This is a genomic window from Ensifer sp. SL37 (assembly GCF_026672675.1).
Lineage (GTDB): Bacteria > Pseudomonadota > Alphaproteobacteria > Rhizobiales > Rhizobiaceae > Ensifer > Ensifer adhaerens.
Window position 1 is genome coordinate 2,493,027 of sequence record NZ_JAPPRN010000006.1, and the last position, 25,010, is coordinate 2,518,036.

At 63.7% G+C, this 25,010-nt stretch carries 24 protein-coding genes; 10 read left to right on the forward strand and 14 right to left on the reverse strand.

Translation table 11 applies throughout. The features are described from left to right. Positions 1 to 126 precede the first annotated feature (126 nt). The 3 genes from OVA00_RS24140 to OVA00_RS24150 form a co-directional block, all read right to left on the reverse strand. Entirely contained in the window at positions 127 to 1,677 is a 1,551-nt protein-coding gene (locus OVA00_RS24140; RefSeq protein WP_060518966.1) for a DEAD/DEAH box helicase, read from the reverse strand. Positions 1,678 to 1,971: 294 nt separating this feature from the next. Next, positions 1,972 to 3,072, reverse strand: coding sequence for a DNA alkylation repair protein (locus tag OVA00_RS24145; RefSeq protein ID WP_268089734.1), 1,101 nt, complete (start codon positions 3,070 to 3,072; stop codon positions 1,972 to 1,974). A gap of 38 nt (positions 3,073 to 3,110) precedes the next feature. Then, complete coding sequence (locus OVA00_RS24150) at positions 3,111 to 3,410, reverse strand: hypothetical protein (RefSeq protein ID WP_034789021.1); 300 nt, start codon at positions 3,408 to 3,410, stop codon at positions 3,111 to 3,113. Positions 3,411 to 3,552: 142 nt separating this feature from the next. On the opposite strand from OVA00_RS24150, the gene OVA00_RS24155 reads away from it, so the two are divergent. Both OVA00_RS24155 and OVA00_RS24160 read left to right on the forward strand, forming a co-directional pair. Beyond that, positions 3,553 to 4,227, forward strand: coding sequence for a helix-turn-helix transcriptional regulator (locus tag OVA00_RS24155; RefSeq protein ID WP_268089735.1), 675 nt, complete (start codon positions 3,553 to 3,555; stop codon positions 4,225 to 4,227). A 127-nt stretch (positions 4,228 to 4,354) separates the two neighbouring features. Continuing rightward, positions 4,355 to 4,804 (forward strand): host attachment protein, encoded by a 450-nt coding sequence (locus OVA00_RS24160; RefSeq protein WP_034789016.1) that lies wholly within the window; start codon positions 4,355 to 4,357, stop codon positions 4,802 to 4,804. 54 nt (positions 4,805 to 4,858) lie between these two features. Here OVA00_RS24160 and OVA00_RS24165 read toward each other — a convergent pair whose 3' ends face one another. Beyond that, a complete protein-coding gene (locus tag OVA00_RS24165; RefSeq protein ID WP_268089736.1) occupies positions 4,859 to 6,445 on the reverse strand; it encodes a trimethylamine methyltransferase family protein in 1,587 nt (528 codons plus the stop codon). A gap of 166 nt (positions 6,446 to 6,611) precedes the next feature. Next, a complete protein-coding gene (gene mnmD / locus OVA00_RS24170; RefSeq protein ID WP_113187183.1) occupies positions 6,612 to 7,328 on the reverse strand; it encodes a tRNA (5-methylaminomethyl-2-thiouridine)(34)-methyltransferase MnmD in 717 nt (238 codons plus the stop codon). 39 nt (positions 7,329 to 7,367) lie between these two features. Between mnmD and OVA00_RS24175 the strand changes: the two genes are divergently transcribed. Beyond that, complete coding sequence (locus tag OVA00_RS24175; protein WP_268089737.1) at positions 7,368 to 8,510, forward strand: NAD(P)/FAD-dependent oxidoreductase; 1,143 nt, start codon at positions 7,368 to 7,370, stop codon at positions 8,508 to 8,510. 91 nt (positions 8,511 to 8,601) lie between these two features. On the opposite strand, the gene OVA00_RS24180 is transcribed toward OVA00_RS24175, so the two are convergent. Continuing rightward, positions 8,602 to 8,991 carry a PRC-barrel domain-containing protein gene (locus OVA00_RS24180; RefSeq protein WP_034789006.1) on the reverse strand — a complete coding sequence of 130 codons (390 nt, stop codon included), beginning with the start codon at positions 8,989 to 8,991 and terminating at the stop codon, positions 8,602 to 8,604. Positions 8,992 to 9,216: 225 nt separating this feature from the next. Between OVA00_RS24180 and OVA00_RS24185 the strand changes: the two genes are divergently transcribed. Continuing rightward, the gene (locus OVA00_RS24185; protein WP_268089738.1) at positions 9,217 to 10,017 is read left to right on the forward strand and encodes a DUF1045 domain-containing protein; all 801 of its coding nucleotides are present in this window, start codon (positions 9,217 to 9,219) and stop codon (positions 10,015 to 10,017) included. Here OVA00_RS24185 and OVA00_RS24190 read toward each other — a convergent pair. Then, on the reverse strand, positions 10,014 to 10,475 hold the full coding sequence (locus tag OVA00_RS24190; RefSeq protein WP_060609378.1) for an NUDIX domain-containing protein: 462 nt from the start codon (positions 10,473 to 10,475) through the stop codon (positions 10,014 to 10,016). The genes OVA00_RS24185 and OVA00_RS24190 overlap by 4 nt on opposite strands. A 193-nt stretch (positions 10,476 to 10,668) precedes the next feature. Here OVA00_RS24190 and puuE point away from each other — a divergent pair, with 193 nt between their 5' ends. The 4 genes from puuE to uraH all read left to right on the forward strand — a co-directional run bounded on the left by puuE (position 10,669) and on the right by uraH (position 13,116). After that, positions 10,669 to 11,598, forward strand: a complete 930-nt coding sequence (gene puuE / locus OVA00_RS24195) for an allantoinase PuuE (protein WP_034789000.1) — start codon at positions 10,669 to 10,671, stop codon at positions 11,596 to 11,598. Beyond that, a complete protein-coding gene (gene uraD / locus OVA00_RS24200; RefSeq protein WP_060518819.1) occupies positions 11,598 to 12,101 on the forward strand; it encodes a 2-oxo-4-hydroxy-4-carboxy-5-ureidoimidazoline decarboxylase in 504 nt (167 codons plus the stop codon). Before puuE ends, uraD begins: the two co-directional genes overlap by 1 nt. A gap of 96 nt (positions 12,102 to 12,197) precedes the next feature. Beyond that, the gene (locus tag OVA00_RS24205) at positions 12,198 to 12,695 is read left to right on the forward strand and encodes an ureidoglycolate lyase (protein ID WP_113187186.1); all 498 of its coding nucleotides are present in this window, start codon (positions 12,198 to 12,200) and stop codon (positions 12,693 to 12,695) included. Between the two features lie 58 nt (positions 12,696 to 12,753). Continuing rightward, on the forward strand, positions 12,754 to 13,116 hold the full coding sequence (uraH, locus tag OVA00_RS24210) for a hydroxyisourate hydrolase (protein WP_043623670.1): 363 nt from the start codon (positions 12,754 to 12,756) through the stop codon (positions 13,114 to 13,116). Between the two features lie 216 nt (positions 13,117 to 13,332). On the opposite strand, the gene OVA00_RS24215 is transcribed toward uraH, so the two are convergent. The 4 genes from OVA00_RS24215 to OVA00_RS24230 form a co-directional block, all read right to left on the reverse strand. Continuing rightward, positions 13,333 to 14,469, reverse strand: a complete 1,137-nt coding sequence (locus OVA00_RS24215; protein ID WP_110819318.1) for an alpha-hydroxy acid oxidase — start codon at positions 14,467 to 14,469, stop codon at positions 13,333 to 13,335. Positions 14,470 to 14,584: 115 nt separating this feature from the next. After that, the gene (gene guaD, locus OVA00_RS24220; protein WP_268089739.1) at positions 14,585 to 15,901 is read right to left on the reverse strand and encodes a guanine deaminase; all 1,317 of its coding nucleotides are present in this window, start codon (positions 15,899 to 15,901) and stop codon (positions 14,585 to 14,587) included. Further along, on the reverse strand, positions 15,898 to 17,136 hold the full coding sequence (gene puuD / locus OVA00_RS24225; protein WP_034788980.1) for a urate hydroxylase PuuD: 1,239 nt from the start codon (positions 17,134 to 17,136) through the stop codon (positions 15,898 to 15,900). Before puuD ends, guaD begins: the two co-directional genes overlap by 4 nt. A 72-nt stretch (positions 17,137 to 17,208) precedes the next feature. Next, positions 17,209 to 18,123: a LysR substrate-binding domain-containing protein gene (locus OVA00_RS24230; RefSeq protein WP_034788978.1), complete on the reverse strand. Its 915-nt coding sequence runs from the start codon at positions 18,121 to 18,123 to the stop codon at positions 17,209 to 17,211. 102 nt (positions 18,124 to 18,225) lie between these two features. Here OVA00_RS24230 and OVA00_RS24235 point away from each other — a divergent pair, with 102 nt between their 5' ends. Next, positions 18,226 to 18,474, forward strand: a complete 249-nt coding sequence (locus OVA00_RS24235) for a hypothetical protein (protein WP_268089740.1) — start codon at positions 18,226 to 18,228, stop codon at positions 18,472 to 18,474. A gap of 18 nt (positions 18,475 to 18,492) precedes the next feature. On the opposite strand, the gene xdhB is transcribed toward OVA00_RS24235, so the two are convergent. The 3 genes from xdhB to OVA00_RS24250 form a co-directional block, all read right to left on the reverse strand. Then, positions 18,493 to 20,829 carry a xanthine dehydrogenase molybdopterin binding subunit gene (gene xdhB, locus OVA00_RS24240; RefSeq protein ID WP_268089741.1) on the reverse strand — a complete coding sequence of 779 codons (2,337 nt, stop codon included), beginning with the start codon at positions 20,827 to 20,829 and terminating at the stop codon, positions 18,493 to 18,495. 2 nt (positions 20,830 to 20,831) lie between these two features. Beyond that, positions 20,832 to 22,307 carry a xanthine dehydrogenase small subunit gene (xdhA, locus tag OVA00_RS24245; protein ID WP_113187233.1) on the reverse strand — a complete coding sequence of 492 codons (1,476 nt, stop codon included), beginning with the start codon at positions 22,305 to 22,307 and terminating at the stop codon, positions 20,832 to 20,834. 155 nt (positions 22,308 to 22,462) lie between these two features. Beyond that, entirely contained in the window at positions 22,463 to 23,239 is a 777-nt protein-coding gene (locus OVA00_RS24250) for a 3-hydroxybutyrate dehydrogenase (RefSeq protein ID WP_089045040.1), read from the reverse strand. A gap of 254 nt (positions 23,240 to 23,493) precedes the next feature. Between OVA00_RS24250 and glpK the strand changes: the two genes are divergently transcribed. Continuing rightward, positions 23,494 to 24,981: a glycerol kinase GlpK gene (gene glpK / locus OVA00_RS24255; protein ID WP_113293689.1), complete on the forward strand. Its 1,488-nt coding sequence runs from the start codon at positions 23,494 to 23,496 to the stop codon at positions 24,979 to 24,981. Positions 24,982 to 25,010 lie beyond the last annotated feature (29 nt).

The window sequence follows — 25,010 nt, forward strand, 5'->3', positions numbered from 1 at the left end:
AAGCGGTTTTGCAATAGCGGCATGCGCTTGGCCCAAAACTAAAACGGCGGGCCGAAGCGACCCGCCGTTCACATTTCAAAGTTCTACGCTGGCTTTTGCGCGCCCGGTTGACGCGCAGCGCCTCGGTCAGCCCTGGTGGCCGCGATTGCCGCCATTGCCCCGACGCTGGCCCTGGCCGCCTTCGCGACGCTCGCCACCGCCGCGGTTTTCGTTGCGGCCGCCATGGTTGCGGTCACGACGGTCGCCTTGCTTCTGGCCGGGACGTCCGTGGTGCTTCTTGCCTTCGTGGTTGCGGTTGCCTTCGCCACGGCCGTCGGTCTGCGGATGGCCGTGATCGCGGCGCTCCTGGCGCTGCGGGCGACGCTCGTCGCGCAATAGGTCGTCACCGGTGAAGCCGCTGGTCGCAGCAACCGGTTCGCCGGCCGGACGCTCACGGCGCGGCGGACGGCCGCCGTTCTGGTGGTGACCGCCGCCATTGCCCTTGCGGTGGCCGGCGCCGTTGTTGCCACGGCCGCCGCGGCCCTTGGCTGGACGCGCCTGGTCGGCGGGAGCCTCGCCGCTGGCAACGGCAATGTTGATGCCCATCAGCTTCTCGATGTCGCGCAGCAGGCGGATTTCGTCCGGCGCGCAGAAGGCGATGGCGATGCCGTCGCGGCCGGCGCGCGCGGTGCGGCCGATGCGGTGAACATAGGCATCCGGCACTTCCGGCAGGTCGTAGTTGTAGACGTGAGTAACGCCGGGGATGTCGATGCCGCGGGCGGCGACGTCGGTCGCGACCAGCACGCGGATCTCGCCGTCACGGAAGGCCTTGAGCGCGCGCTCGCGCTGGCCCTGGCTCTTGTTGCCGTGGATCGAGGCGGCCTTGAAGCCGACGTGGTCGAGATGCTTCATCAGCTTCTCGGCGCCATGCTTGGTGCGGCTGAAGATCAGCGACAGGCCGTCCGGGTTCTCTGTCAGCGTCTTCTTGAGGATGGTCGTCTTCAGGTCCTTGCCGGGAACGAAGTGAACATACTGTTCGACCTTGTCGGCAGCCTTGCCCGGAGGCGTGACTTCGACCTTGACCGGGTTGGTCAGGTACTCGCCAGCAAGCTCTGCGATCTGCTTCGGCATGGTGGCCGAGAAGAGCAGCGTCTGGCGGTTCTTCGGCACCAGCTTGGAGATCTTGCGCAGGTCGTGGATGAAGCCGAGGTCGAGCATCTGGTCGGCTTCGTCGAGCACCAGGTAGCGGCCCTGCGTCAGCGTCACGGCCTTGCGGGCAACGAGGTCGAGCAGGCGGCCGGGGGTTGCGACCAGGATGTCGACACCGCGGGCGAGCTGTTCGGTCTGCTTGTTGATCGAGACGCCGCCTACGACAACGCCGATCTTCAGCGGTGACTTCTTGACGAACAGCTTGAGGTTGGCGGCGATCTGGTTGACCAGTTCGCGGGTCGGCGCCAGAACCAGGGCGCGAATGTTGCGCGGATCGGGGCGCTTGCCTTCGGCAACGAGCTTCTCGATCATCGGCAGGCCGAAGGCGGCCGTCTTGCCGGTGCCGGTCTGGGCGAGACCGATGAGATCGTTGCCCTTCAGCACCAGCGGGATCGCCTGAGCCTGGATCGGGGTCGGCTTTTCGAAGCCGTTGGCAGTCAGGGTTTCCAGAATGTGCTCGGAGAGGCCGAGATCTTTAAAGGTGGACAAATGCATATACCTTTTGGGGGCGCCAAACGCATTCGCCGGAACCGCATTGTTGCTGTTCCGGTGTCGTTCGGCGTCAAGAACCCCGCGTGAATTGGGAACTTGTGGGTTGAATTAAGTCGTCAAGCGCCTGTGCTGTACCGCCTATCGCGGTGATATGTGCGCTATCCTTCTTCACGGCTTTCGATGTCTGCCGAGGGCGCGCTCACGCGGCGGCCGGAAGGTGACGCTGGGCACCATGTCGTTGGTTTGGACGAAAAAGTCAAGGTCCATCTTTTCGCAGGTGCGAAATGAGATCTACTCAAGCGCGAGATCGAAGCCCGCTTCTGCCGCTTCCTGGCCGTTGACGAGGATGACGATGCGATGCGCGCCCGGGTAATAGCGACGGGTGGTAATGGGCCGGATCGCATGGCGTTTCTCGATCTCGATCGATGCGCCGGGGGTAAGCAAAGCCGACGTCCACTTGAAGACTTTCGGCGAGGTCGCACCGTTTGCCTTGCGATGGTGCACGGCGTAGTCGATCATCACCTTCTGGCTCGTCTCGGCGTCATGGCTGACGGCGAGGCGCAGGCCGAGGCTTTCGCCAAGCACGATGTCCGAACGATCGAGCGAAAAGCGCGCATTGATGCCGGCCGGGGGAGCGAAACCGAAATTGCCGAGCGCGTCCGCGTGCCCCTGCTTCAGCAGCGTGCGCGAGGCGTGGCGCAGAAGCTGGCGGCGCTCCGGCGATGCGTCGCCGATATGTTCGGCGACGAAAGCAGCCACCAGATCCGAATGGTCCTTGGCGATGTCGTTGAGGCTGTTGGCAACCGAGCGGCGCACATACTCCTCGGGGTCGTCGAGAAGCGCGGTCAGGATCGGCAGGATCGGCTGCGGATCGCGGATGAGCTGCGGCAGTCGCATCGCCCAGGGCAGGCGCGGGCGGGTGCCTTCGCTCGCCAGTCGCCGGACGTGATGGTTGGGATCCTTCGTCCAGTCCCGGATCGTCGCGAGGGCGCGCTCCTGGTCGCGATCGATGAAGACGCGGATGCCGAACTCGGCTGTGAAATGCGGCGTCAGCGCCCGCAGCAGCGACAGCGAAAGGTCGAAGTCGTCGAGGCCGCGCAAGGCGACGTACTGGCTGAAGGGCAGCAGCGACCAGCCGCTGATGCCGTCGGCGCCGTCGCGAGGAAGGCAGGCGTGGAGGTTGGCGGCCGCCTCCGGAAACGCCTGCGGCAGCGTCTCGACCAGCGCGTCGCGGATCTGCAGCGAGCGCTGCATCAGCTCCAGCGCCTCCAGCCCGTCACCCGCAAGCGCCACGAACCTCTTGCGGTCGAAACCGGCGGCGTTGCGTTCGAGCGCATCGGCGATGGCGATGACGACACCGGGGTGCAGCAGATTCTTCAGTGGTTCGGCCATCGCTCAGGCAGTCCTTTGCTCGTCCAATTCCGGGCCGGTCAGATCCTCTGGCCGCCGCTAAAATGCTGCACGAGCATTACCGCGCTGATCGTCGCTGCGTAAGGTGCGAACTCCGGATCGACCCGGACGCGCTCTCCGGCCGATTGCGCAGCCTCCAGTGTCTCCCATTCGACCAGGTCTGCGAACATGCCCGAGGTCTCGCAGGAATCGACCGCGCGCCAGGAGACGAAGCCCGGATAGCGGGAAACGGCCTGCATCGCTCGCTGGCGCGTGGCTGTGGCCGCCGGCCTGTCGGTGACGATGCAGACGGCAAGTTCAAGGATGTGATCGCTGGTCATGATGAGGCTCCCTGTGAGTTGCCGCTTGATTTAACACAGGGCAACTGACAGCCTTATGGCCATTATCGGCGGTGCCGTGCTTGTGGACACGCGATGCGCGCGGTAGCCTTTTGAACGAAGTCTTGCCGCGGGGAGGCCAGGCATGAGACCCGCCGACCGGCTGTTTCGCATCATCCAGCTCCTGCGCGCGAGCGGCCGGGTGATGACGGCGCGCGAGATCGCCGAGAAGATGGAGGTCGCCCAGCGCACCATCTATCGCGACATGGAGCACTTGATCGCCTCCGGCGCGCCGATCGACGGCGAACGCGGTGTCGGCTATCTCTTGCGCGGTGCGTTCGATGCGCCGCCGCTTGCCTTTACCTTCGAGCAGCTCGAAGCGCTCGCTTTCGGCGCCCGCGCCGTGCAGATGCTCGGCGACGGCAGGCTCGCCCAGGCGGCGCGCGAGGCTATGGAGAAGATCGCCCATCGTCTGCCGCCCGAACATCGGCAGCGGCTGACAGCCGCGCCCCTTCGCGCCTTCCGCTCTTCGCTCCAGCCGGAACCGCCGGCGCTGCTCGGCGAGATCCGCCTGGCGATCGCCGGTCGCCGCAAGCTTCGCCTGGCCTATGACAGCCTCAAGGACGAACATTCCGAGCGCACCATCTGGCCGCTCGGCCTCAGCGTCTTCGGCCACTTCTGGCTGCTGACGGGCTGGTGCGAACTGAGGTCGGATTTCCGCGATTTCCGGGTCGACAGGATCAGCACGCTTCGTGTCCAGCGCGAGCGTTACGAGGTGACGCCGGAACGCAGCTTCGAAGCCTATATCGCGCGGATGTGACCGGCGCATCCGGCCAAATAATCAGCATCATCGCCACCTTCCGATGGAACCGGATCGCCGCTCGTTCGTTTCCTTTACAGGGTCTTCATGACCCTTCGCGATCCACACCTTTCACTGGGAGACAATCGTGCAGAACCGGACTTGGATACTGGCCGCGGATGGCAACACCGCGCGCATCGTCAAGGGCGTGAACCTGTTGAAGGAAGAGCGCCAGCGGCCGGAGGAGGAGACCTTTCACACCGAACCGAAGCGCGTTCAGGACATCATGGCCGACAAGCCGGGCCGGTCGCATTCGTCCGTCGGACACGGCCGCTCGGCCATGGAATACAAGAGCGATCCCGTTCGCGAGGAGCAGCAGCGCTTTGTTGCGGACGTGGCCGGAAGGCTGGAGAGCTACGCCGCCAACCATGCCTTCGACAGCCTGGTGATTTGCGCAGCACCCCGGACGCTTGGCGATCTCCGCAAGCAGCTTTCCGCCCATGTCCGCGAGCGGACAGTCGCCGAGATCGACCGCAACTGCGTGGCTGCAACCACCGAGCAACTGATCGCAACGGCACGGGCCGCGGTGTTCCCTTAAGGCTCGGCCGCAGCCGGACTTCGTAACGCTTTCCGGTTTACCCAAGGCGTCCCGTCAGAAGTCGGTGGGGACGCCGCCCTCGGCCTTGCGCTTGGCGACAAAGGCATCGAGTTCCTCCTCGATCGCCGGATCGAGGGGCGGGCGCTCGTATTCGTTCAGCTTCTGTTTGAAGATCCGGTTGGCGTGATCGTATGTCGTCGGCCGCCCGGCTTCGGTCCAGGTCTCGAAGTTGCGCCAGTCCGACAGGATCGGTGAATAGAAGGCGGTCTCGTAGCGCTGCAGCGTGTGCAGCGTGCCGAAGTAATGGCCGCCCGGGCCGACGTCGCGCACGGCATCGAGGCCCAGCGCATCTTCGCTGACATCAAGCGGGGTCAGGTATTCCGCCACCATCTGCAACATGTCGACGTCGAGAATGAACTTCTCGAAGGAGGCCGTAAGCCCACCTTCGGTCCAGCCGGCGGCATGCATGACGAAATTGCCGCCCCCTTGCGTCAGCGCCCAGAGCGACATGGCGGATTCGTAGGCCGCTTGAGCGTCCAGCGTATTGGCGGTGTTGGTGTTTGAGGTGCGGTAGGGGATGTTGTAGCGGCGGGCGAGCTGGCCCCCGGCGACCACCGCCTTCATGTATTCCGGCGTGCCGAAGGCGGGCGCTCCGGTCTTCATGTCGACGTTGGAGGTGAAGCCGCCATACATCACAGGTGCGCCGCGCCTGACCATCTGGGTGAAGGCGATGCCGCAGAGCGCTTCGGCGTTCTGTTGGACGAGCGCACCGGCGATCGTCACCGGCGCCATGGCGCCGGCGAGCGTGAAGGGCGTGACGACCACCACCTGGTTGCGCGAGGACATCTCGATGATGCCCTGCAGCATCGGCCCGTCGAGCCGGAGCGGCGAGGAGGTGTTGATGATGGTGAAGAGCGACGGCTCGCGCTCCATCTGCTCCATCGTGATGCCACGGCCGATGCGGGCGATCTCGATGCCGTCGGTGTTGCGCTGCTTGCCCAGCGAATAGACGTGGAACACCTTGTCGGTGAGCTTCACCATGTCGGAGAGGCAATCGAGGTGGCGCACCGAGGCATGGATGTCGACCGGCTCGACCGGATAGCCGCCGGTCGTGTGGACGATGTCATAGGACTGCGCGAGCTTCACCAGCTTGCGGTAGTCTTCCTGGTTGCCGGTGCGGCGGCCGCCGTCCCGGTCTGCGACGAACGGCGCGCTGGCGATCTGGGCGAAGACGAGATTGTTGCCGCCGATCGCGACATTGCGGGCCGGGTTGCGGGCGTGCATGGTGAAGGCCGGAGGAACAGAGGCGATCATGTCCATGATCAGGCCCCGGTCGAAGCGCACCCGGTCGGTGCCGGGTGTCACGTCGGCGCCAGCCGCCTTCATCCGCTCGCGCGCCTCCGGCAGGATAACGTCCATGCCGATCTCTTCGAGGATCGTCAGCGATGCCTCATGCACAGATTCAAGTGCATCATCCGAAAGTACGGTGGATTTCGCCAGCGTATTGACAAGATTGAGGTATTTCCCGCCGGGAGACTTGCGCACACGCTCGGCGCTGCGCCCGCCCGGGCGGCGTCGGCGCTCCAGCGGGGTCGAGGCTGCGTCGCCGGTTGCTGCATCGGGAAACTGATCGTCGTTCATGAAAGACCCACCGTGTTGCCGATGGGGAGTGTGTCGCAGATTCGAGACGGCGATGGCCCGCCATTTGCGACAGTTCAGTTCTCTTGTGGAGTAAAATGCTTGCGCTGACGCATTTCTGCAGTCGGGTGGCGCAACCGTTCAAGACAGGCCGCAATCGCGACGAGCGCTAGGGTCGGTCGCCCCGCAACATCTCGCGTTTGCCGGCAAAACCCTTGCGCTTCTCGACGGCAAAGCCTGCGGCCTGCAAATTGCGTCGGACGAAGCCGGCGGCGGCATAGGTGGCGAAGCTGCCGCCGGGCGTGGTCTTTTCGAAGACCAGCCGCATCAGTTCCTCCGACCACATGTCGGGATTGCGCGACGGCGCGAAGCCGTCGAGATACCATGCTTCGAACGGGTCTTCCGCGCGGGCGACGCCGCCGAGTGCCGCGCCGCAGACGACCGTGAGGCTGACGCCGTCACCAAAGTCGATCTGGACGTCACCATCAGGCTCGGCCGGCCAGCGAGAGGCCAGCGCCTGGCGCTCCGTGTCGATCTCCGGCCAATGGCTGAGGGCGCGCGAAATCTCTTTGGCCGCCATCGGAAAGCGTTCGAAGGACACGAACTGCAGCTGATCGCCAGCGGCCGCGGTCATCTTCCACTGGCGCCACGTCTCGCAGAAATTGAGCCCGGTACCGAAGCCGAGTTCGCCGATGCGGAAGGTGCCCGCACCGACCCAACGATCGGGCAGGCCGTTGCCCGACAGGAAGACGTGGCCGCACTCCAGCCGCCCGTCGGTGCGGCAATAAAAGTGATCGCCAAACTCCCGGGAATAGGGCATATCGCCCTCGTGCCAATCAAGGTTCTGGTGCGCCGGGGGCTCGATCGGGTCTGCGGATCCTGTCATGGCCAAGGCGATAATCCGCCGGCCGGAGAAGGTCAATCGATGAGCGAGCTTTTGGTCGTCGGCGGCGGCATCATGGGGCTGTGGGCCGCCATTTGCGCCACGCGCAGGGGCATGACCGTGCGGGTCGTCGAGCAACAAGCGATCGGTGCAGGCGCCAGCGGTGGCCTTTTGGGCGCGCTCATGCCGCATATGCCGGATCGCTGGAACGATAAGAAGCAGTTCCAATTCGACGCGCTTGTGACGCTCGAGGAAGAGATCGCGGCGCTCGAGGCGGAGACAGGCCTTTCGACCGGCTATCGGCGGACGGGTCGTTTGATCCCGCTTGCCAAGCCTCACCTGCGCGATATCGCCCTCCGGCACGAGCAGGATGCACGGAGCCATTGGCGCGCGGCCGACAGGCAGTTCCACTGGCACGTGAAGGACGACGGGCCCGAGGGCTGGCCGGGTGCTGCCGCGGCGGCGCATGGCATGGTCTTCGACACGCTCGCCGCACGGGTTTCGCCGCGTCGCATGCTTGCTGCGCTCCGCACAGCGCTCCTGCAGGCACCGAACGCCTATTTAGACGAGGGCAGGGGCGTGCGCCGGATCGAGCCGGAACGCGGCCGGGCCGAACTCGACGATGGCACCCGGATCGATTTCGAGGATTGCATCATCGCGGCCGGCGTCGGCAGTTTTCAACTGATCGACGACGTGTCGGTGCCGCTGGCGGAAACGAGCGGCACGGCTGTCAAGGGGCAGGCGGCACTGCTGCGGGCGGAGATCGATCCGGCGCTTCCGGTGATCTTTGCCGACGGCGTTTACATCATCGCGCATGACGACGGACATGTGGCGGTCGGCAGCACCAGCGAAAACAGTTTTGCCGATCCCCTGTCGACGGACGAGCAGCTGGATGAGCTGCTTCGGCGCGCCGTAGCGCTCGCGCCGCGCCTGGCAGGTGCCGAGGTGGTGGAGCGATGGGCAGGGTTGCGCCCGAAAGCGACGGGGCGCGAGCCGATGGCAGGCCGGCATCCGGACCATCCGAACGTCTCGGTCCTGACCGGCGGGTTCAAGGTGAGCTTCGGCATCGCACACCGCCTGGCGCGTTTCGTCGTCGAAGAGATCGCCGGTTCTCCGGCGATCGATATTCCCGATTCTTTCTTCTGCCGGAATCACATAGCCGCACTTCGCGAGAAACATCTTTAGGGCCGGACATGCGAAGGGCCCCGCCCGCGGCGGGACCCGAAAGATCGAAAGTCAGGCATTACATCCAGTAGGGCGGCACGCCGTAGTAGCATCACATCCAGTAGGGCGGCACGCCGTAGTAGTCGTAGACACGGCGTCCGTTTTCCGCGTTCCAGTCGTATTCTTCGGTGCCGTGATATTTCGGCGCGTTTTCGACCTGATCGCGAGTCACATCAGTGCGATAGCCGCCGAGCTTCTCGTCATAGGTCAGCTTTGCCCAAGGCAATGGATAGTGGTCTTCGCCGAGGCCGAGAAAACCGCCGAAGCCGAGCACCGCATAGGCGACGCGCCCGCTGCGCTTCTCGATGATCACGCGCTCGATCGAGCCGATGTGTTTGTCGTCGGGGCCATAGACCCTCGTGCCTTCAACCTTGTCGCTTGCGATCAGGTCGTGGGTCTCCTTGATCCGGGCGTCCTGAAGGTTCGCATTGTGATAGGTCACGCTTCTTCTCCATCCTTGTTTTCCTACCTTTTAGGAACGGGCGATGGGCCGGATGGTTCCGAAAAACGAGGGGTGACGTTCGCACCGCTGCCGCGCTCATCCCCGGCCGACTTCGTCAATCTGTCACGCAAATCACCTAAGACGCGGCCATTGGACAAGTCGGGGTGAGGGCGGAAAACCGCAGCTATTGCTCATCCTGCGCTGACGGATACCCGGAGCCAGCCGATGCGCTATGCCATTTGTTTTACGCCGCCGATGGCCGACCCGCTTTCCGCGACCGCTGCAAGCTGGCTGGGGCGCAATGTCTATTCCGGGGAACCTGCCGAGTTGCCGTCGGTCGCGGGCTTGAGCGCCGCGGATGTCGCCTATCACACGGCGGTTCCGCGACGCTTCGGCTTTCATGCAGTGATGATGTCGCCGTTCCGCCTGCATCCGGACATGACGGAACCGAAGCTTCTGAAGGCGCTGATGCATTTTGCCGGCGCCCAGACTCCGTTCGAAATCGATCGCCTGGAGGTCGCCCGCATCGGCCGATGCTTCGGGCTGATGCCGCAGGTGCCGAGCACGGCCATGCATCTGCTTGCCGCCAACGTCGTCCAGGAGTTCGACGCCTTCCGCGCGCCGCTCAGCGAAGACGAGATCGAGCGCTCCGATCCGGACAGGCTGACCGCCCCACAGTTCTCCAACTTGCACCGTTGGGGCGATCCGCATGTGATGGACGAATACCGTTTCCACATGATGCTGACCGGTCCGCTTGCGCCAGACGCGATGCGGCGGGTCGAGGCGCCGCTCCGTGACCTGTTCGAGTCCTGCCTATCAAAACCGCTTTCGATCGGCAGCCTTGCGCTGTTTGTCGAGGAGACGGGCGCACCCATGCGGGTGCATTCGCAGCACCCGCTCGGCAAGATCTCGACGAACACGCGCGCAGAGCGGGCGAAGCGGTCCGCCGCCGACCCGTCGCTGGCGCCGCAAGGCGCGGTCCGGCCGCTGCCGCTGATCGTCGCTGCGCTGATGGCGCAGCGCTAATCGGAAACGGACGCGGGCGAAGCTGCAAAGAGCAGCGCTTTCGGATAGGGCAGGCCGAGGTCCGGCATGTCCGCCGGCGCGAAGTAGCGCAGCGACTTCGTTTCGCCATCGGTGATCGGCTGCTGGGAACCGACGATCCGGCATCGATAGAGGGTAACCACATATTCGACGTGGTCGCCGTTCGGGTAGGTGTAGCGAAACGCTTCTCCGCCGAAGACGCCCAGTATCCGCTCGACCGAGACCGGATAGCCGGTTTCCTCCATGACCTCGCGGATGACCGCATCGACAGGCGTCTCGCCCGGCTCGATCGCGCCGGCCGGCAGGCTCCAGCCTTCGCCACTTGCTTTCTCCTGCAAGAGGACCCGGCCATCGGAATCGACAATGACGGCCGCCACTGACGGGCAGAGAAGCAGGCCGGAACCGACTTTTTCGCGGAGCGCTTGAATGTAGGATTTCATCTCGATGAGGGCCGTTGTCCTTGCCGATCCATTCAACGCTGTTTCGAAAAATCTCTCAACCTCGGGTTCAGCCGAATTTTTCTGGTAATTTCCGTCAGGGCCGTGGCGCTGCCGCTGCCCTGCCTCACGTCATTTCGGTATCGACAATCCGGTCGGCGGTGATACCGTTCCTAAAAATTCGAAGGGTGATTTGATGTCTGAGACTAAGTATCCGCGCGACCTCGTTGGCTACGGCCGCAATCCGCCGAAGGCAAACTGGCCGGGCGATGCGCGCATCGCCGTGCAGTTCGTGCTGAACTACGAAGAGGGCGGCGAAAGCTGCATTCTCGATGGCGACCCAGCGTCCGAGTGCCTGCTGTCGGAAATTGTCGGCGCGCAGCCCTGGGCTGGCCAGCGTAACCTCAACATGGAATCGATCTACGAATACGGTGCCCGTTCCGGCTTCTGGCGGCTGTGGCGCATGTTCACCAGCCGCAACGTCCCGCTGACCGTCTATGGCGTGACGCAGGCCATGGCGCGCAATCCGGAAGCGGTCGCTGCCATGAAGGAAGCCGGCTGGGAAATCGCCAGCCACGGTCTGCGCTGGCTGGAATACAAGGACGTGCCGGAAGAGGTCGAACGCGAGCATATCCGCGAGGTCGTCCGCCTGCACACGGAGCTCACCGGCGAGCGGCCGCTCGGCATCTACCAGGGCAAGCCTTCGGCCAATACGCTGAAACTCGTGCTGGAGGAGGGCGGGTTCCTTTACTCCTGCGACAGCTACGCCGACGAACTGCCCTACTGGGTGCCGGGTCTTTCGGCCGACAAGCCGCACCTGATCATTCCCTATACGCTTGATGCCAACGATATGCGCTTTGCGACGCCGCAGGGCTTTAACAGCGGCGACCAGTTCTTCAGCTACCTCAAGGACACATTCGACGTGCTCTACGAGGAAGGTCGCCAGGGCGACGCCAAGATGATGAATATCGGCCTTCACTGCCGTCTCGTCGGCCGCCCGGGCCGCGCTGCTGCGCTCGCTCGCTTCATCGACTACGTCATGTCGCACGACAAGGTCTGGGTGCCGCGTCGCATTGACATCGCCAACCATTGGTACCAGCACCACAAGCCGGAAGGGGCGCTCTGATGACCGACCGTGATGCCTTCGTTGCCCGTTTCGGTGGCGTGTTTGAGCACTCGCCCTGGGTTGCCGAACGCGCCTACGACCGAGCCGCGGCGACCGGGCTGACGGCGGGCACGGTGCATTCGGCGCTCTGCCAGGCCTTTCGCACGGCGCTGCCGCGCGAGAAGATGCAGGTGCTGCGCGCGCACCCCGATCTTGCCGGCAAGCTGGCGATCGCCGGTAAGCTGACGGCGGACTCGACGGCGGAGCAGGCGTCTGCCGGCCTCGACCGGCTGACACCAGAGGAGCATGAGCGCTTCACCGCGCTCAACGACGCCTACACGAAAAAATTCGGCTTCCCCTTCATCATCGCGGTGAAGGGGCTGACCAAGGGGCAAATTCTTGCCTCCTTCCAAAGCCGCATTGACAATTCGCCCGAAGAGGAATTTGAAACCGCTTGCGCACAGGTCGAGAAAATCGCCCGCCTGCGCCTGCAGTCGATGATTCCTGGAGACGAAAATGCCTGACAAAACCGTTCGATGCCTGTCCCCGCTCATGAGGAGGGCCCTCGAACTGGATCGGACATCCGCAAGCGCAAAATCGTCTTGCGAGGTCTCCGCATAATGTCGCGCCTGCTCAAAATCGAACCGCTGACACGCGAGGCCTTCGCTCCCTTCGGCACCATCATCGAAGCCGATCCGGCAACGATGCGCCACATCAACGGCGGCAACACGGAACGTTTCCACGGTCTTGCGCGTGCCGATGTCGTCGGCGACGGCGCCAATGTCATCATCAACATCTTCCGCGGCCAGCCGCGGTCTTTCCCCTATTCGGTGACGATGATGGAGCGCCACCCGCTCGGCAGCCAGAGCTTTTCGCCGCTCGACGACCGCCCATGGCTCGTCGTGGTGGCGGACGACGAGGACGGGCGCCCGGGCACGCCGCGCGTTTTCCAGGCGAACGGCCGGCAGGGCGTCAACTACGGCCGCAATATCTGGCACCACCCGCTGATGTCCGTCGGCGCCGTCAGCGATTTCCTCATCGTCGACCGCGAAGGGCCGGGCAACAATCTCGAGGAGTTCTTCTATGACGAGCCCTTCGTCATCGAGAGCGCTATCTAGCAGGACGTGCGCGCGGCTTCTGACAGCATCCCGCGCCAATGTGTGAAAGAGAGAAGCCATGAGCAGCACCGGCCGCCTGACCACCCATGTTCTCGATACCGCTCTCGGCAAACCGGCCGAGGGTCTGCGCATCGACCTCTACTGGCTGGAGGGTGAAGAGCGGCAGTTGATCCGCACCGTACATACCAACAGCGACGGCCGCGTCGACGGCCCGATGGTCGAAGGCATCGGCTTCATGGCCGGCAATTACGAGCTGGTGTTCCATGCCGGCGACTATCTGCGCCGGTCAGGCGTAACACTGCCGGAGCCGGCCTTCCTCGACCGCATCCCCTTGCGCTTCGGCATCGCCGATCCGGCCAGCCATTATCACGTGCCACTGCTTCTCTCGCCCTACGGCTATTCGACCTACCGGGGTAGTTGAGGCTTAGGAGGCTTGCGCTCGCTTCGCGTTTTGCCGGAAGGGTCACTCCAAGCTCCCTCATCCTCGCCCTTGTGGCGGGGGTCCAGCGGCCCGACGTCCGTCGGGTCAAAAGACCTTTCAGCCCAAGGACTTGTGCTGGTCCCGCAGTTCCAACGGAACTGCTAGAGATTCCTGTGACAAGCACAGGAATGAGGGCGGGAGTGGCTGGTGCCGCGGCTATTCCGCCAGAATGCTACGATCCACGTCGTTGATATCGCGCTTGCCGCAGAGGGCCATGGTGATGTCCATCTCCTTGCGGATGATTTCCAGCGTCTTGGTGACGCCCTCCTTGCCCATGGCGCCGAGGCCGTAGAGGAAGGGGCGGCCGATATAGGTGCCCTTGGCGCCCATGGCGACGGCCTTCAGCACGTCCTGGCCGGAGCGGATACCGCCATCGATATGCACCTCGATCTGGTGGCCGACCGCATCGACGATGCGCGGCAGCATGCTGATCGAGGAATGGGCGCCGTCGAGCTGGCGGCCGCCGTGGTTGGAGACGATGATCGCGTCGGCACCGGTCGCCGCTGCCATCTTGGCGTCCTCGGGGTCGAGAATGCCCTTGAGGATCAGCGGTCCGCCCCAGCGTTCCTTGATCCAGGCGACATCCTTCCACGAGAGCTGCGGGTCGAACTGTTCCGCCGTCCAGGCGCCGAGCGACGAGAGGTCGGTGACGCTTTTCGCGTGGCCGACGATGTTGCGGAAGGTGCGGCGCTTGGTGCCGAGCATCTTCATGCACCAGCCGGGGCGCGTCGCCATCTGCCAGAGGTGCTTCGGCGTCATCTTCGGCGGTGCCGAGAGGCCGTTGCGAAGATCCTTGTGACGCTGGCCGAGGATCTGCAGGTCGAGCGTCAGCACCAGCGCCGAGCACTTCGCCGCCTTGGCCCGGTCGATCAGGTTCAGCACGAATTCGCGTTCGCGCATGACATAGAGCTGGAACCAGAAGGGTTTGGTGGTAACCGAGGCGACGTCCTCGATCGAGCAGATGCTCATCGTCGAGAGCGTGAAGGGCACGCCGAAGGCTTCCGCCGCCTGGGCTGCCAGCATCTCGCCGTCGGCGTGCTGCATGCCGGTGAGGCCGGTCGGGGCGAGTGCCACCGGCATCGACACCTTCTGGCCGATCATCGTCGTTTCCAGCGACCGGTCGGTCATATCCACCAGCACGCGCTGGCGCAGCTTCACCTTGCCGAAATCCTCCTCGTTGGCGCGATAGGTGCCTTCGGTCCAGGCGCCGCTGTCGGCGTAGTCGAAGAAGAGTTTCGGCACCCGGCGCTTGGCGAGCGCCTTGAGATCGCTGATTTCGAGGATTTGCGTCATGGATAAGGCCTTCGTCCAACGGAGATTGAACGAGCCATTACCATGTTTGGCAGAGGCTTGTTAATAGCCAGAACGCAGAGAGGTCAATTTTCTTGACCTCTTTGGTTTTGGTCGGTCATGCGGCGGCAAGCGCCGATTTTGCCGGCTTGCCGGCGACATAGGTTTCGACGATCGACCGGTCGTCGCCCATGGTCTGCAGCAGGAAGAGTTCGTCTGCCAGAGAGTTGACCACTTCGGCCCGAAGCGCCATCGCCGACGTCGCGGCCATGTCGAGCACGATGAAATCGGCATCGGTGTCGGCTTCCAAGGTTCCGATCTTGTCGACCAGCGATAGCGCCTCGGCATTGCCGCGGGTCATCATGAAGAAGCTGTCGAACGGGTTCAGCCGCTCGCCCTGCAGTTGCAGGATCTTGTAGGCCTCGTCGAGCGTCTTCAGCATGGAATAGCTGGTACCGCCGCCGATATCGGAGGCGACCGACGTGCGCACCGGCTTTTCGCGGCGGCTGAGCGCGCGCAGCGGGAAGAGGCCAGAACCGAGAAAGAGATTGGAGGTCGGGCAGAAAACGGCGACCGAGCCGGTCTCGCTCATGACATCCGCCTCGCGCTCAGACAGATGGATGCAGTGGCCGAACAGGCTCTTGGGTCCGAGCAGGCCGTAGCGGGCGTAGACGTCTGTGTAGTCCTCGGCTTCCGGATAGAGTTCGCAGGTAAAGGCGATCTCGTCGCGGTTTTCCGAAAGGTGCGTCTGGACGTGCAGGTCGGGGAATTCGTGCACCAGCGACTTCGCGACGTCCATCTGCTCCGGCGTTGAGGTGATGGCGAAGCGCGGGGTGATCGCCACATGATTGCGGCCCTTGCCGTGCCATTCGCGGATGACCGCGCGGGTTTCGTCGTAGCTCATCTGCGGCGTGTCGAGCAGGCCTTGCGGGGCGTTGCGGTCCATCATCACCTTGCCGGCGACCATGCGCATGTCACGGCGCAGCGCCTCGGCGAAGAAGGCATCGGCCGACGCCTTGTGAACCGAGCAATAGGCGGTTGCTGTTGTCGTGCCATAGCGCACCATCTCATCGAAGAAGCGCGTCGCGATGCGCTCCGCATGGGCGGTCTCGACGAAGCGGCACTCCTCGGGGAAGGTGTAGGTGTTCAGCCATTCAAGCAAGTTGGCGGCATAGGAGGCCATGACCTGCATCTGCGGGAAATGCAGATGCGTGTCGATGAAGCCGGGCACGATCAGGTGTGGGCGATGGTCCACTTCCGCGACGCCGTCAGGCGCGCTTGCCTTGACCGCAGCATAGGAGCCGCTCGCGGCGATCTGTCCACCCTCAATCAGAAGCGCACCGTCGCTCTCGTAGCTGTAGGCGGCGCTGTCGTCGATCGACGTTGGCGCGCGGTTGAAGCTCAGCAATCGGCCGCGGATGAGGGTGGTCGTCATTGTGTCTTGCCTTCCTCGACGGCGCTTTCGAACCAGGCTGTCAGAAGCTGGCGCTCGTCCGTCGTCATGTCTGTCACGTTGCCGGGCGGCATCGCATGGCTGCGCCCGGCCTGGATATAGATTTCGCGGGCATGGGCGGCAATCTCCGCGTCGCTTTCGAGCATCACGCCCTTCGGAGCCTGGGTGATACCCTCATAAACCGGTTCTGCCGCATGGCACATGGAACAGCGTGTCGAGACCGTGTCCTTGACTGCAGGGAAGTGGGCATTGGCGGCGAAGCGGCTGAAGGCGGGCGCAACCTCGGCCTTTTCGCCGCCGGTCAGCACCTTCGGCACGGTCGAAAGCCACATGATCAGGATGAAGAGGAGGGCGGTGACGAGCCAGGTCCAGGTCGGCCGGCCCTTGCGGGCGTGGGTGGTGTTGAACCAGTGGCGGATGGTGACGCCCATCAGGAAGACGAGTGCGGCGATGATCCAGTTGAACGCGGTGGCAAACGCCAGCGGATAGTGGTTCGACAGCATGAAGAAGATGACGGGCAGCGTCAGGTAGTTGTTGTGCAGCGAGCGCTGTTTGGCCTGCGCGCCGAGTTTCGGATCCGGCGTGCGGCCGGCGATCAGGTCGGCGACGACGATCTTCTGGTTGGGGATGATGATGAAGAACACATTGGCCGACATGATCGTCGCGGTGAAAGCGCCAAGATGGAGAAAGGCGGCGCGGCCGGTGAAGACCTGCGTATAGCCCCAGGCCATGACGACCAGCGCCACATAGAGCAGTGCCATCAACCCCCAGGTGTTCCTGCCGATCGGCGACTTGCACAGCAGATCGTAAAACAGCCAGCCGATGCCGAGCGAGGCGAGCGAAATCAGGATCGCCGTGGTCGCCGAGATGTCGAGCACGTGGCGGTCGATCAGGAACAGATCGGCGCCGCCATAGTAGACGACACAGAGCATGGCGAAGCCAGAAAGCCACGTCACGTAGGATTCCCATTTGAACCAGGTGAGATGCTCGGGCATCGAGGCCGGTGCGACCAGGTATTTCTGGATGTGATAGAAACCGCCGCCATGCACCTGCCATTCCTCGCCATAGGCGCCGACGGGCAGGTGATCGCGCTTCACGAGACCCAGGTCGAGCGCGATGAAATAGAAGGATGAGCCGATCCAGGCGATGGCGGTGATGACGTGCAACCAGCGCACGGCAAAGGCCAGCCATTCCCAGGCGATGGCGAACTCGTACATTCAGATCCCCTTTGTCTCCGTTGCCTCACTTTGCGCATAAACCGCGGAGGGGAAAAGGGGCTTGCGCGCTCCTCAAGCGCTATTTGCTTGCAGGAAGTTCGGCGCGCAAAGTTCGCCGAGGATCCAGTCGCGGAAAATCCTGATCTTGGGTGTGTTGCGGCGGGCGTGCGGATAGGCGAGCCAATAATCGCAGCCATCGCTGCAGCGCAGCTCGAAGGGCTGGTAGAGCCGACCGAGCGCCACGTCATCGGGGTAGAATTCCGGTGTCAGGATCGCCACGCCCTGGCCGGCGATGGCGGCGCGCGCCTCGAAGGATTGCGCGCCGAGGCGGCTGTGCGGCCGTCCTTCGAGATCGGGATCCTTGACGCCGGCGGCCTTGAACCACATCGGCCACCAGGGGTCACCGGGATCGATGATGCGCAGCTTCAGCAGGTCGCGCGGCTCGTGCACGCCGCCAATGGTCTCGGCAAGCGCCGGGCTCAGCATCGGGCTGAATTCCACCCGCATCAGCGGATGCGTGTCGAGGCCGGGCCAGACGCCGGCACCGGAGCGGATGGCGAGGTCGGCCGGCTCGCGGGTAAAATCGGTGAGCGAGTCGCTGGTCGTCAGCCGAACGGCGATGTTCGGATGGGCGAGCTGGAAGCTGCCGATGTTGCGGGCAAGCCATTGCGAGGCGAAGGTCGGCGTCGAGCTGATCAGGAGCGCGCTGTCGATATCGCCACGGGCATTCGAAACCGCTTCCTGCAGCATCTCGAAGGCTTCGGTGACGCGCGGCGCCATGCGCTGGCCGACTTCCGTCAGCGAGATCTGGCGCGGGCGCCGCAGGAACAGCGGCTCGCCGACATTCTCCTCGATCAACTTGACCTGGTAGCTGACGGCCGTCTGGGTCATGCCCAGCTCTTCACCGGCCTTGGTGAAGCTGCCGAGCCTTGCGACCGCCTCGAAGACCCGCAGCGCATTCAGCGGAAACTGCTTCGACATCTTCATGGATAAGTTCTCTTGATGCATCCAGACGGATGTTCGATTGGATTTCGATCCTCCCCCACGGCATCCTTCAAGTCAACTTCCCAAGACGAAACAGGTGCTGAAATGACTTGCGACACTTACGAACGTACTGAAAGAAAAGCATTTCTTTCATTCGAGCCGGTCGCCCGGCTCACAGCCGCCCTGTTCGGCGGCCTTGTTGCCCCCAAGCCGATGCTCGATGTCAACGCGCTCTCCGATCATATCAAGAGAGACATGGGTTTCATGGATGTTCATAGCCCGCACCGCGACGACGAGGAGGCGCTGGCCAACGCTCGCCGCCTGTTCAGCATCAATGAACTGCCGCGGATCTGAGGCAAATCGTGATGGCCGTCAGCGATTTCGCAGACGCTCGACGGCCATCAGCACACGCTCCGGTGTTGCCGGAGCATCGAGCCGCGGGCACTCGCGGTAGTCGGCGACACTCGCCACCGCCATCGACAGGGCTTCCAGAACCGAGATCGGCAGCATGAAGGGCGGCTCTCCCACCGCCTTGGAGCGGCCAATGGTCTTCTCGGCGTTGCTCGACCATTCGGCAAGCTTGACGTTGAAGATCTTCGGCCGGTCGGAGGCAAGCGGGATCTTGTAGGTGGAGGGGGCGTGCGTGCGAAGCCGTCCCTTGTCGTCCCACCAGAGCTCTTCCGTCGTCAGCCAGCCCATCCCTTGCACGAAGCCGCCCTCGATCTGACCGAGGTCGATCGCCGGATTGAGCGAACGGCCGACGTCGTGCAGCACGTCGACCCGGTCGACCATGTATTCGCCGGTCAGCGTGTCGATCGAAACCTCCGAAACCGCAGCGCCATAGGCGAAGTAATAGAAGGGTGTGCCGCGGCCGCTGGCGCGATCCCAGTGGATCTTCGGCGTCTTGTAGTAGCCGGCGGCCGAAAGCTGGATACGGCCCATATAGGCCTGCTTGATGAATTCAGGGAAGGGGATCAGCTCTTCGCCGATCTTTACGTGGTTGGCGACGAAGCTGACATTCTCGGGCGTCGTCTGCCAGCGCTCGCAGGCGAAACCGACGAGACGGTCCTTGATCTGGCGCGCGGCGTCGAAGGCGGCCATGCCGTTCAAGTCAGAGCCCGAAGAGGCGGCGGTCGCCGACGTGTTCGGCACCTTGCCGGTCGTCGTCGCAGTGATGCGAACGCGGTCGAGGTCGACCTGGAAGCTGTCGGCGATCACCTGCGCGACCTTGATGTAGAGGCCTTGGCCCATCTCGGTGCCGCCGTGGTTGAGGTGGATCGAGCCGTCCTGGTAGATATGCACAAGCGCGCCCGCCTGGTTGAAGGCGGTCATGGTGAAGGAGATGCCGAACTTCACCGGCGTCAGCGCGATGCCCTTGCGGATGACGCGGCTTTCCCGATTGAACGCGAGGATCGTCTGACGGCGCGCCTGATAGTCGGCGCTTTCTTCCAGCTCCGCGACGATCTGCGCGATGATGTTGTCTTCGACCTGCTGATGGTAGGGCGTGACATCGCGGCCGGAGCCCTTGTCGCCATAGAAATTCAGCTTGCGGATTTCGAGCGGATCCTTGCCGAGCTGGTAGGCGATTTCCTCGATGATGCGCTCGCCGCCGACCATGCCTTGGGGGCCGCCGAAGCCACGATAAGCGGTGTTGGAGACGGTGTTGGTCTTCAGCGGCTGTGAGGTGAGCTTCACATGCGGATAGAAATAGGAGCTGTCCGCATGGAACAGCGCGCGGTCTGTGACCGGGCCGGAGAGGTCCGAAGAGTAGCCGCAGCGCGCCGCGTAGTTGGCATGGACCGCATGGATGCGGCCCTCGTCGTCGAAGCCGACGTCGTAATCGACCAGGAAGTCGTGGCGCTTGCCGGTTGCCGTCATGTCCTCGTCGCGATCCGGGCGGAATTTGACGGCGCGGTTGAGCTTCTTCGCCGCGACCGCGGCAAGGGCAGCGAACTGGTTTCCTTGCGTTTCCTTGCCGCCGAAGCCACCACCCATGCGGCGCACGTTCACGGTCACCGCATTGGAGGGCACGCCGAGCACGTGCGAGACCATGTGCTGGATCTCGCTCGGATGCTGGGTCGAGGACCAGACGGTGACCTCGTCGTCCTCGCCGGGAATGGCAAGGGCAATATGGCCTTCGAGGTAGAAATGCTCCTGTCCGCCGATGCGCATGCTGCCTTTGAGCCGCCGTGGCGCCTTTTCTAGCTCCGCTTCGGCATCGCCGCGCTGCAGGGTGAGCGGCTGGGTGACCAACTGCCCGCCATGGGCGACGGCATCGAGAATGTCGGTGAAATGCGGCAGGTCGCGATAGGTGATCTTGGCGAGCCTTGCCGCCCGACGGGCGATGTCACGGGTTTCTGCAATCACGGCGAAGGCCGGCTGGCCATGAAACTGCACGAGGCCATCGGCAAGCACCGGCTCGTCATGCAGGTGGCTCGGGCTGATGTCGTTGGAATGCGGCATGTCCTTGGCGGTCAGCACCAGCATGACACCGGGCACGGCGGCGACGGCCGAAAGGTCCATGGCGGTGATTTCCGCATGCGCCCGGTCGGTCATGCCAAGCGCGCCATGCAGCGTGCCCGCCGGCTCGGGCATGTCGTCGATGTAGTCGGCGGTGCCGGAGACATGCTTGTGGGCGCTGTCGTGACGCTGGGAAACATGCATCTCGCCGCGGATCGTCTTGCGTTCCTCGTAGGTGGATTTGTCCATGATTATCGGCCTCCCGCAGCAAAGCGAACCAGTTGCGCCGGCTCGCCGCCGCTTTCCAGGAAGAAACGCATCAGAAGGTTCTTCGCCGCAAGCATGCGGTAGTCGCTCGTTGCCCGCCAGTCGGTGAGCGGCTGGTAGTCGGTCTCGAAGGCGGCTTGCGCGGCGCGGACCGTTTCCTCGGTCCATGGCTTGCCGATCAGCGCCGCCTCGACGTTGCTGGCGCGCTTGGGCGTCGCGGCCATGCCGCCGAAGGCGATGCGGGCGGAGCGGACGATGCCGCCATCCACCGATAGACGGAACGCGCCAAGCAGCGCGGAGATATCTTCGTCGCGGCGCTTGGAGATCTTGTAGGCGGCAAAGAGATCGCCCGCCGGTAGGCGCGGCACGAAGATGCTTTCGACGAATTCGCCGGGTTGGCGATCCTGCTTACCATAAGCGATGAAGAAGGATTCGAGCGGCAACGTCCGCCGACCGGCGGTCGAGCGCAGGGTCACCGTCGCGCCAAGCACGATCAGGGGCGGCGGACTGTCTCCGATCGGTGAGCCGTTAGCGATATTGCCGCCGATCGTGCCCATGTTGCGCACCTGTTCGCCGCCGATGCGGTTGATCAGCGGACCGAGCCCGAGAAACGTCTTGGCGAGGGCGGCATAGGCCATGGTGTAGCTGACGCCGGCGCCGATAATCAGACCGTCCGCGGTTTCCTCGATCTGCTGCAATTCGGTGATGCCGTTGATGAAGATCACCGGGTTGATCGCCCGCATCTGCTTCGTCACCCAGAGGCCGACATCGGTGGAGCCGGCAACGACCGTCGCCCCGGGATGGTCGGCGAGCGCTTCCGCCAGGCCACTGCCGTCGGCCGGCACGATCAGACAATTTTCGCCCTGGCGGAGTGTGATCGTTTCCGTCGGTGCCAGCGCCTTCAGCCTGATGGTGATCGTTTCCCGCTCCCTGGTGATCGGATCGAAGATGTTGGAGGGGCGCGCCTCTGCCGCCGCTTCGGCCGCGCGCACGATCGGCTCATAACCGGTGCAGCGACAGAGATTGCCCTGCAGCGCCTTTTCGATATCGGCGCGGCTGGGGCTGTCGTTGCCAAGCCACAGGCCATAGAGCGACATGACGAAGCCGGGCGTGCAGAAGCCGCATTGCGAGCCGTGAAAATCGACCATCGCCTGCTGCACCGGATGCAGCGTGCCATCCTGACCGGCGAGATGCTCGACGGTGACGACATGGGTTGCCTGCAGCGAGCCGAGGAAACGGATGCAGGCGTTGACGCTTTCATAGACGAGCCGGTCGCTGACCAGCCGCCCGACGAGCACGGTGCAGGCGCCGCAGTCGCCCTCCGCACAACCTTCCTTGGTCCCGGTCAGCCGGCGTTCCAGCCGCAGATAGTCGAGCAGCGTCGTTGTCGGTGCGATGTCGGAAAGAGCGACCTCGCGGTCGTTAAGGATGAAGCTGATTGAACCGGTCGGCTGGGGCATGCCATTCATTCCCTGCTGCTGCATACGTCCTGAAATCACTTTGATCTTAGGTGGTTATGCAGAAAAGCAAAGGGCTGAGCGGACTTTTGCACGCCATGCGGGCAGCGCGGGGGGCATCCGGTCCGCGCTGCCGACCACTTGACGGATGTCGGCCGTTACTGCGCCGTCCAACCGCCGTCCATCGACACATGGGTGCCGGTGATCTGTGCCGCGTCGTCGCCGGCGAGATAGACGGCAAGGGCTGCGACCTGTTCGACGGTGATGAACTTCTTCGTCGGCTGCCCCTTCAGCATCACGTCGTTGATCACCTGCTGCTCGGTGATGCCGCGGGTGCGGGCTTGATCGGGGATCTGCTTTTCGACGAGCGGCGTCAGCACGTAGCCCGGGCAGATCGAGTTCGCGGTGATGCCGCTTTCGGCCACTTCGAGCGCCACGGTCTTCGTCAGACCGAGAACGCCGTGCTTCGCCGCCACATAGGCCGCCTTGAAGGGCGAGGCGACGAGGCCATGGGCCGAGGCGATGTTGATGATGCGGCCCCAGCCTTTCGCCTTCATGCCGGGAATGGCGGCGCGGATCGTGTGGAAGGACGAGGAGAGGTTGATCGCGATGATGCGGTCCCATTGCTCGATCGGGAAATCCTCGACCTTCTCGACATATTGGATACCGGCATTGTTGACGAGGATATCGACGCCGCCGAAGCGGGTCGTCGCGGTGGCGATCAGATCGGCGATCTCGGCTGGCTTCGTCATGTCGGCAGCATGATAGACGACCGTTCCTGTCGTCAGCGCGCTGACGTCGTCCGTCGCCTTCTTGATTTCGTCCGGGCTACCGAAGCCGTTCAGCACGATATTGGCGCCACCCTTGGCGAAGGCCTTGGCGATCGCAAGCCCGATGCCGCTCGTCGAACCGGTGATGACCGCTGTTTTCGTCATTGCTGCTCTCTCCCTTTGTGGCGCCGCGCACTGCTTTGTTGCGGCGCAACAGCGCCAGCCTACGCGGAAAACGCCGGCGCTGACAATTGTGTTTTTGGGTTCGGGACAGCAGAGTTGAGGAGGGGAATGGCGAAGTCGACGGTTGCGTTTTGTTTTCGTTTGACATTCGTTTTGCCATCGTATTGAAGTTTTCGAAATGAGATCCCGCCTTCAGGGCCGGGTGAACAAACATGCGTGTGGCCGGGGAGGGGCATATGGGCGGATATATTCTCGCGATCGATCAGGGTACGACCTCGAGCCGGGCGATCATCTTCGACGGTCAGCAGCAGATCGCCGGGGCCAGCCACAAGGAATTCAAGCAGTATTTTCCGAAATCCGGGTGGGTCGAACACGATCCCGAGGAAATCTGGCAGACGGTGCTTTCGACGGTTGAGGACGCTATCGCCAAGGCCGGCATCAAGGCCGGCGACCTTTCGGCGATCGGCATCACCAACCAGCGCGAAACCGTCGTCGTCTGGGATCGCGAGACCGGCAATCCCATTCACAACGCCATCGTCTGGCAGGACCGTCGCACCGCCTCCTATTGTGATCGGCTGAAGAAGCAGGGGCTGGAAAAGACCTTCACCCGGAAGACGGGCCTGCTGCTCGATCCCTATTTCTCCGGCACCAAGCTCAACTGGCTGCTGACCAACATCGACAGGGCGCCGGCCCGCGCCGCCAAGGGCGAACTCTGCTTCGGCACCATCGATACCTTCCTCATCTGGCGGCTGACCGGCGGCAAATCCTTCGTGACCGACGCGACCAACGCCTCGCGCACGCTGCTCTATAACATCGCCGAAAATGCCTGGGACGATGAGCTTCTGAAGATCCTCAAGGTGCCGCGCGCCATGCTGCCCGAGGTCAAGGATTGCGCCGCCGATTTCGGCGTTACCGATACCGCACTTTTCGGCGCGGCGATCCCGATCCTCGGCGTTGCCGGCGACCAGCAGGCGGCGACCATCGGCCAGGCCTGCTTCAAGCCGGGCATGTTGAAATCCACCTATGGCACCGGCTGCTTCGCACTGCTCAACACCGGCAAGGACATGGTGCGTTCGAAGAACCGGTTGCTCACCACCATTGCCTACAAGCTTGATGGCGAAACCACCTATGCGCTCGAAGGCTCAATCTTCGTCGCGGGTGCTGCGGTGCAATGGCTGCGCGACGGGCTGAAGGTGATCAAGGCTGCGCCCGATACCGGGACGCTTGCCGCAAGCGCCGATCCGACGCAGGACGTCTATCTCGTGCCGGCCTTCACCGGGCTCGGCGCGCCGCATTGGGATCCGGACGCGCGCGGCGCGATCTTCGGCATGACCCGCAACACCGGTCCGGCGGAGTTTGCCCGCGCGGCACTCGAAGCCGTCTGTTACCAGACGCGCGACTTGCTTGAGGCGATGCACAAGGACTGGCGCAACAACGGCAAGGAGACGGTTCTGCGCGTCGACGGCGGCATGGTTGCCTCCGACTGGACGATGCAGCGGCTTTCCGACCTGCTCGACGCGCCGGTCGATCGGCCCGTCATCCTGGAAACGACCGCGCTCGGCGTCGCCTGGCTTGCCGGCAGCCGCGCCGGCGTCTGGCCGAAGCAGGAAGACTTTGCCAAGTCCTGGGCACGCGACCGCCGCTTCGAGCCCGCCATGGACGAAAAGACGCGTAAGGCCAAGTTCAAGGGTTGGCGCAACGCGGTCAAAAGGACGCTGAGCTAAGAGCCGGGCGAGCAGCGATTTTCGCCGCG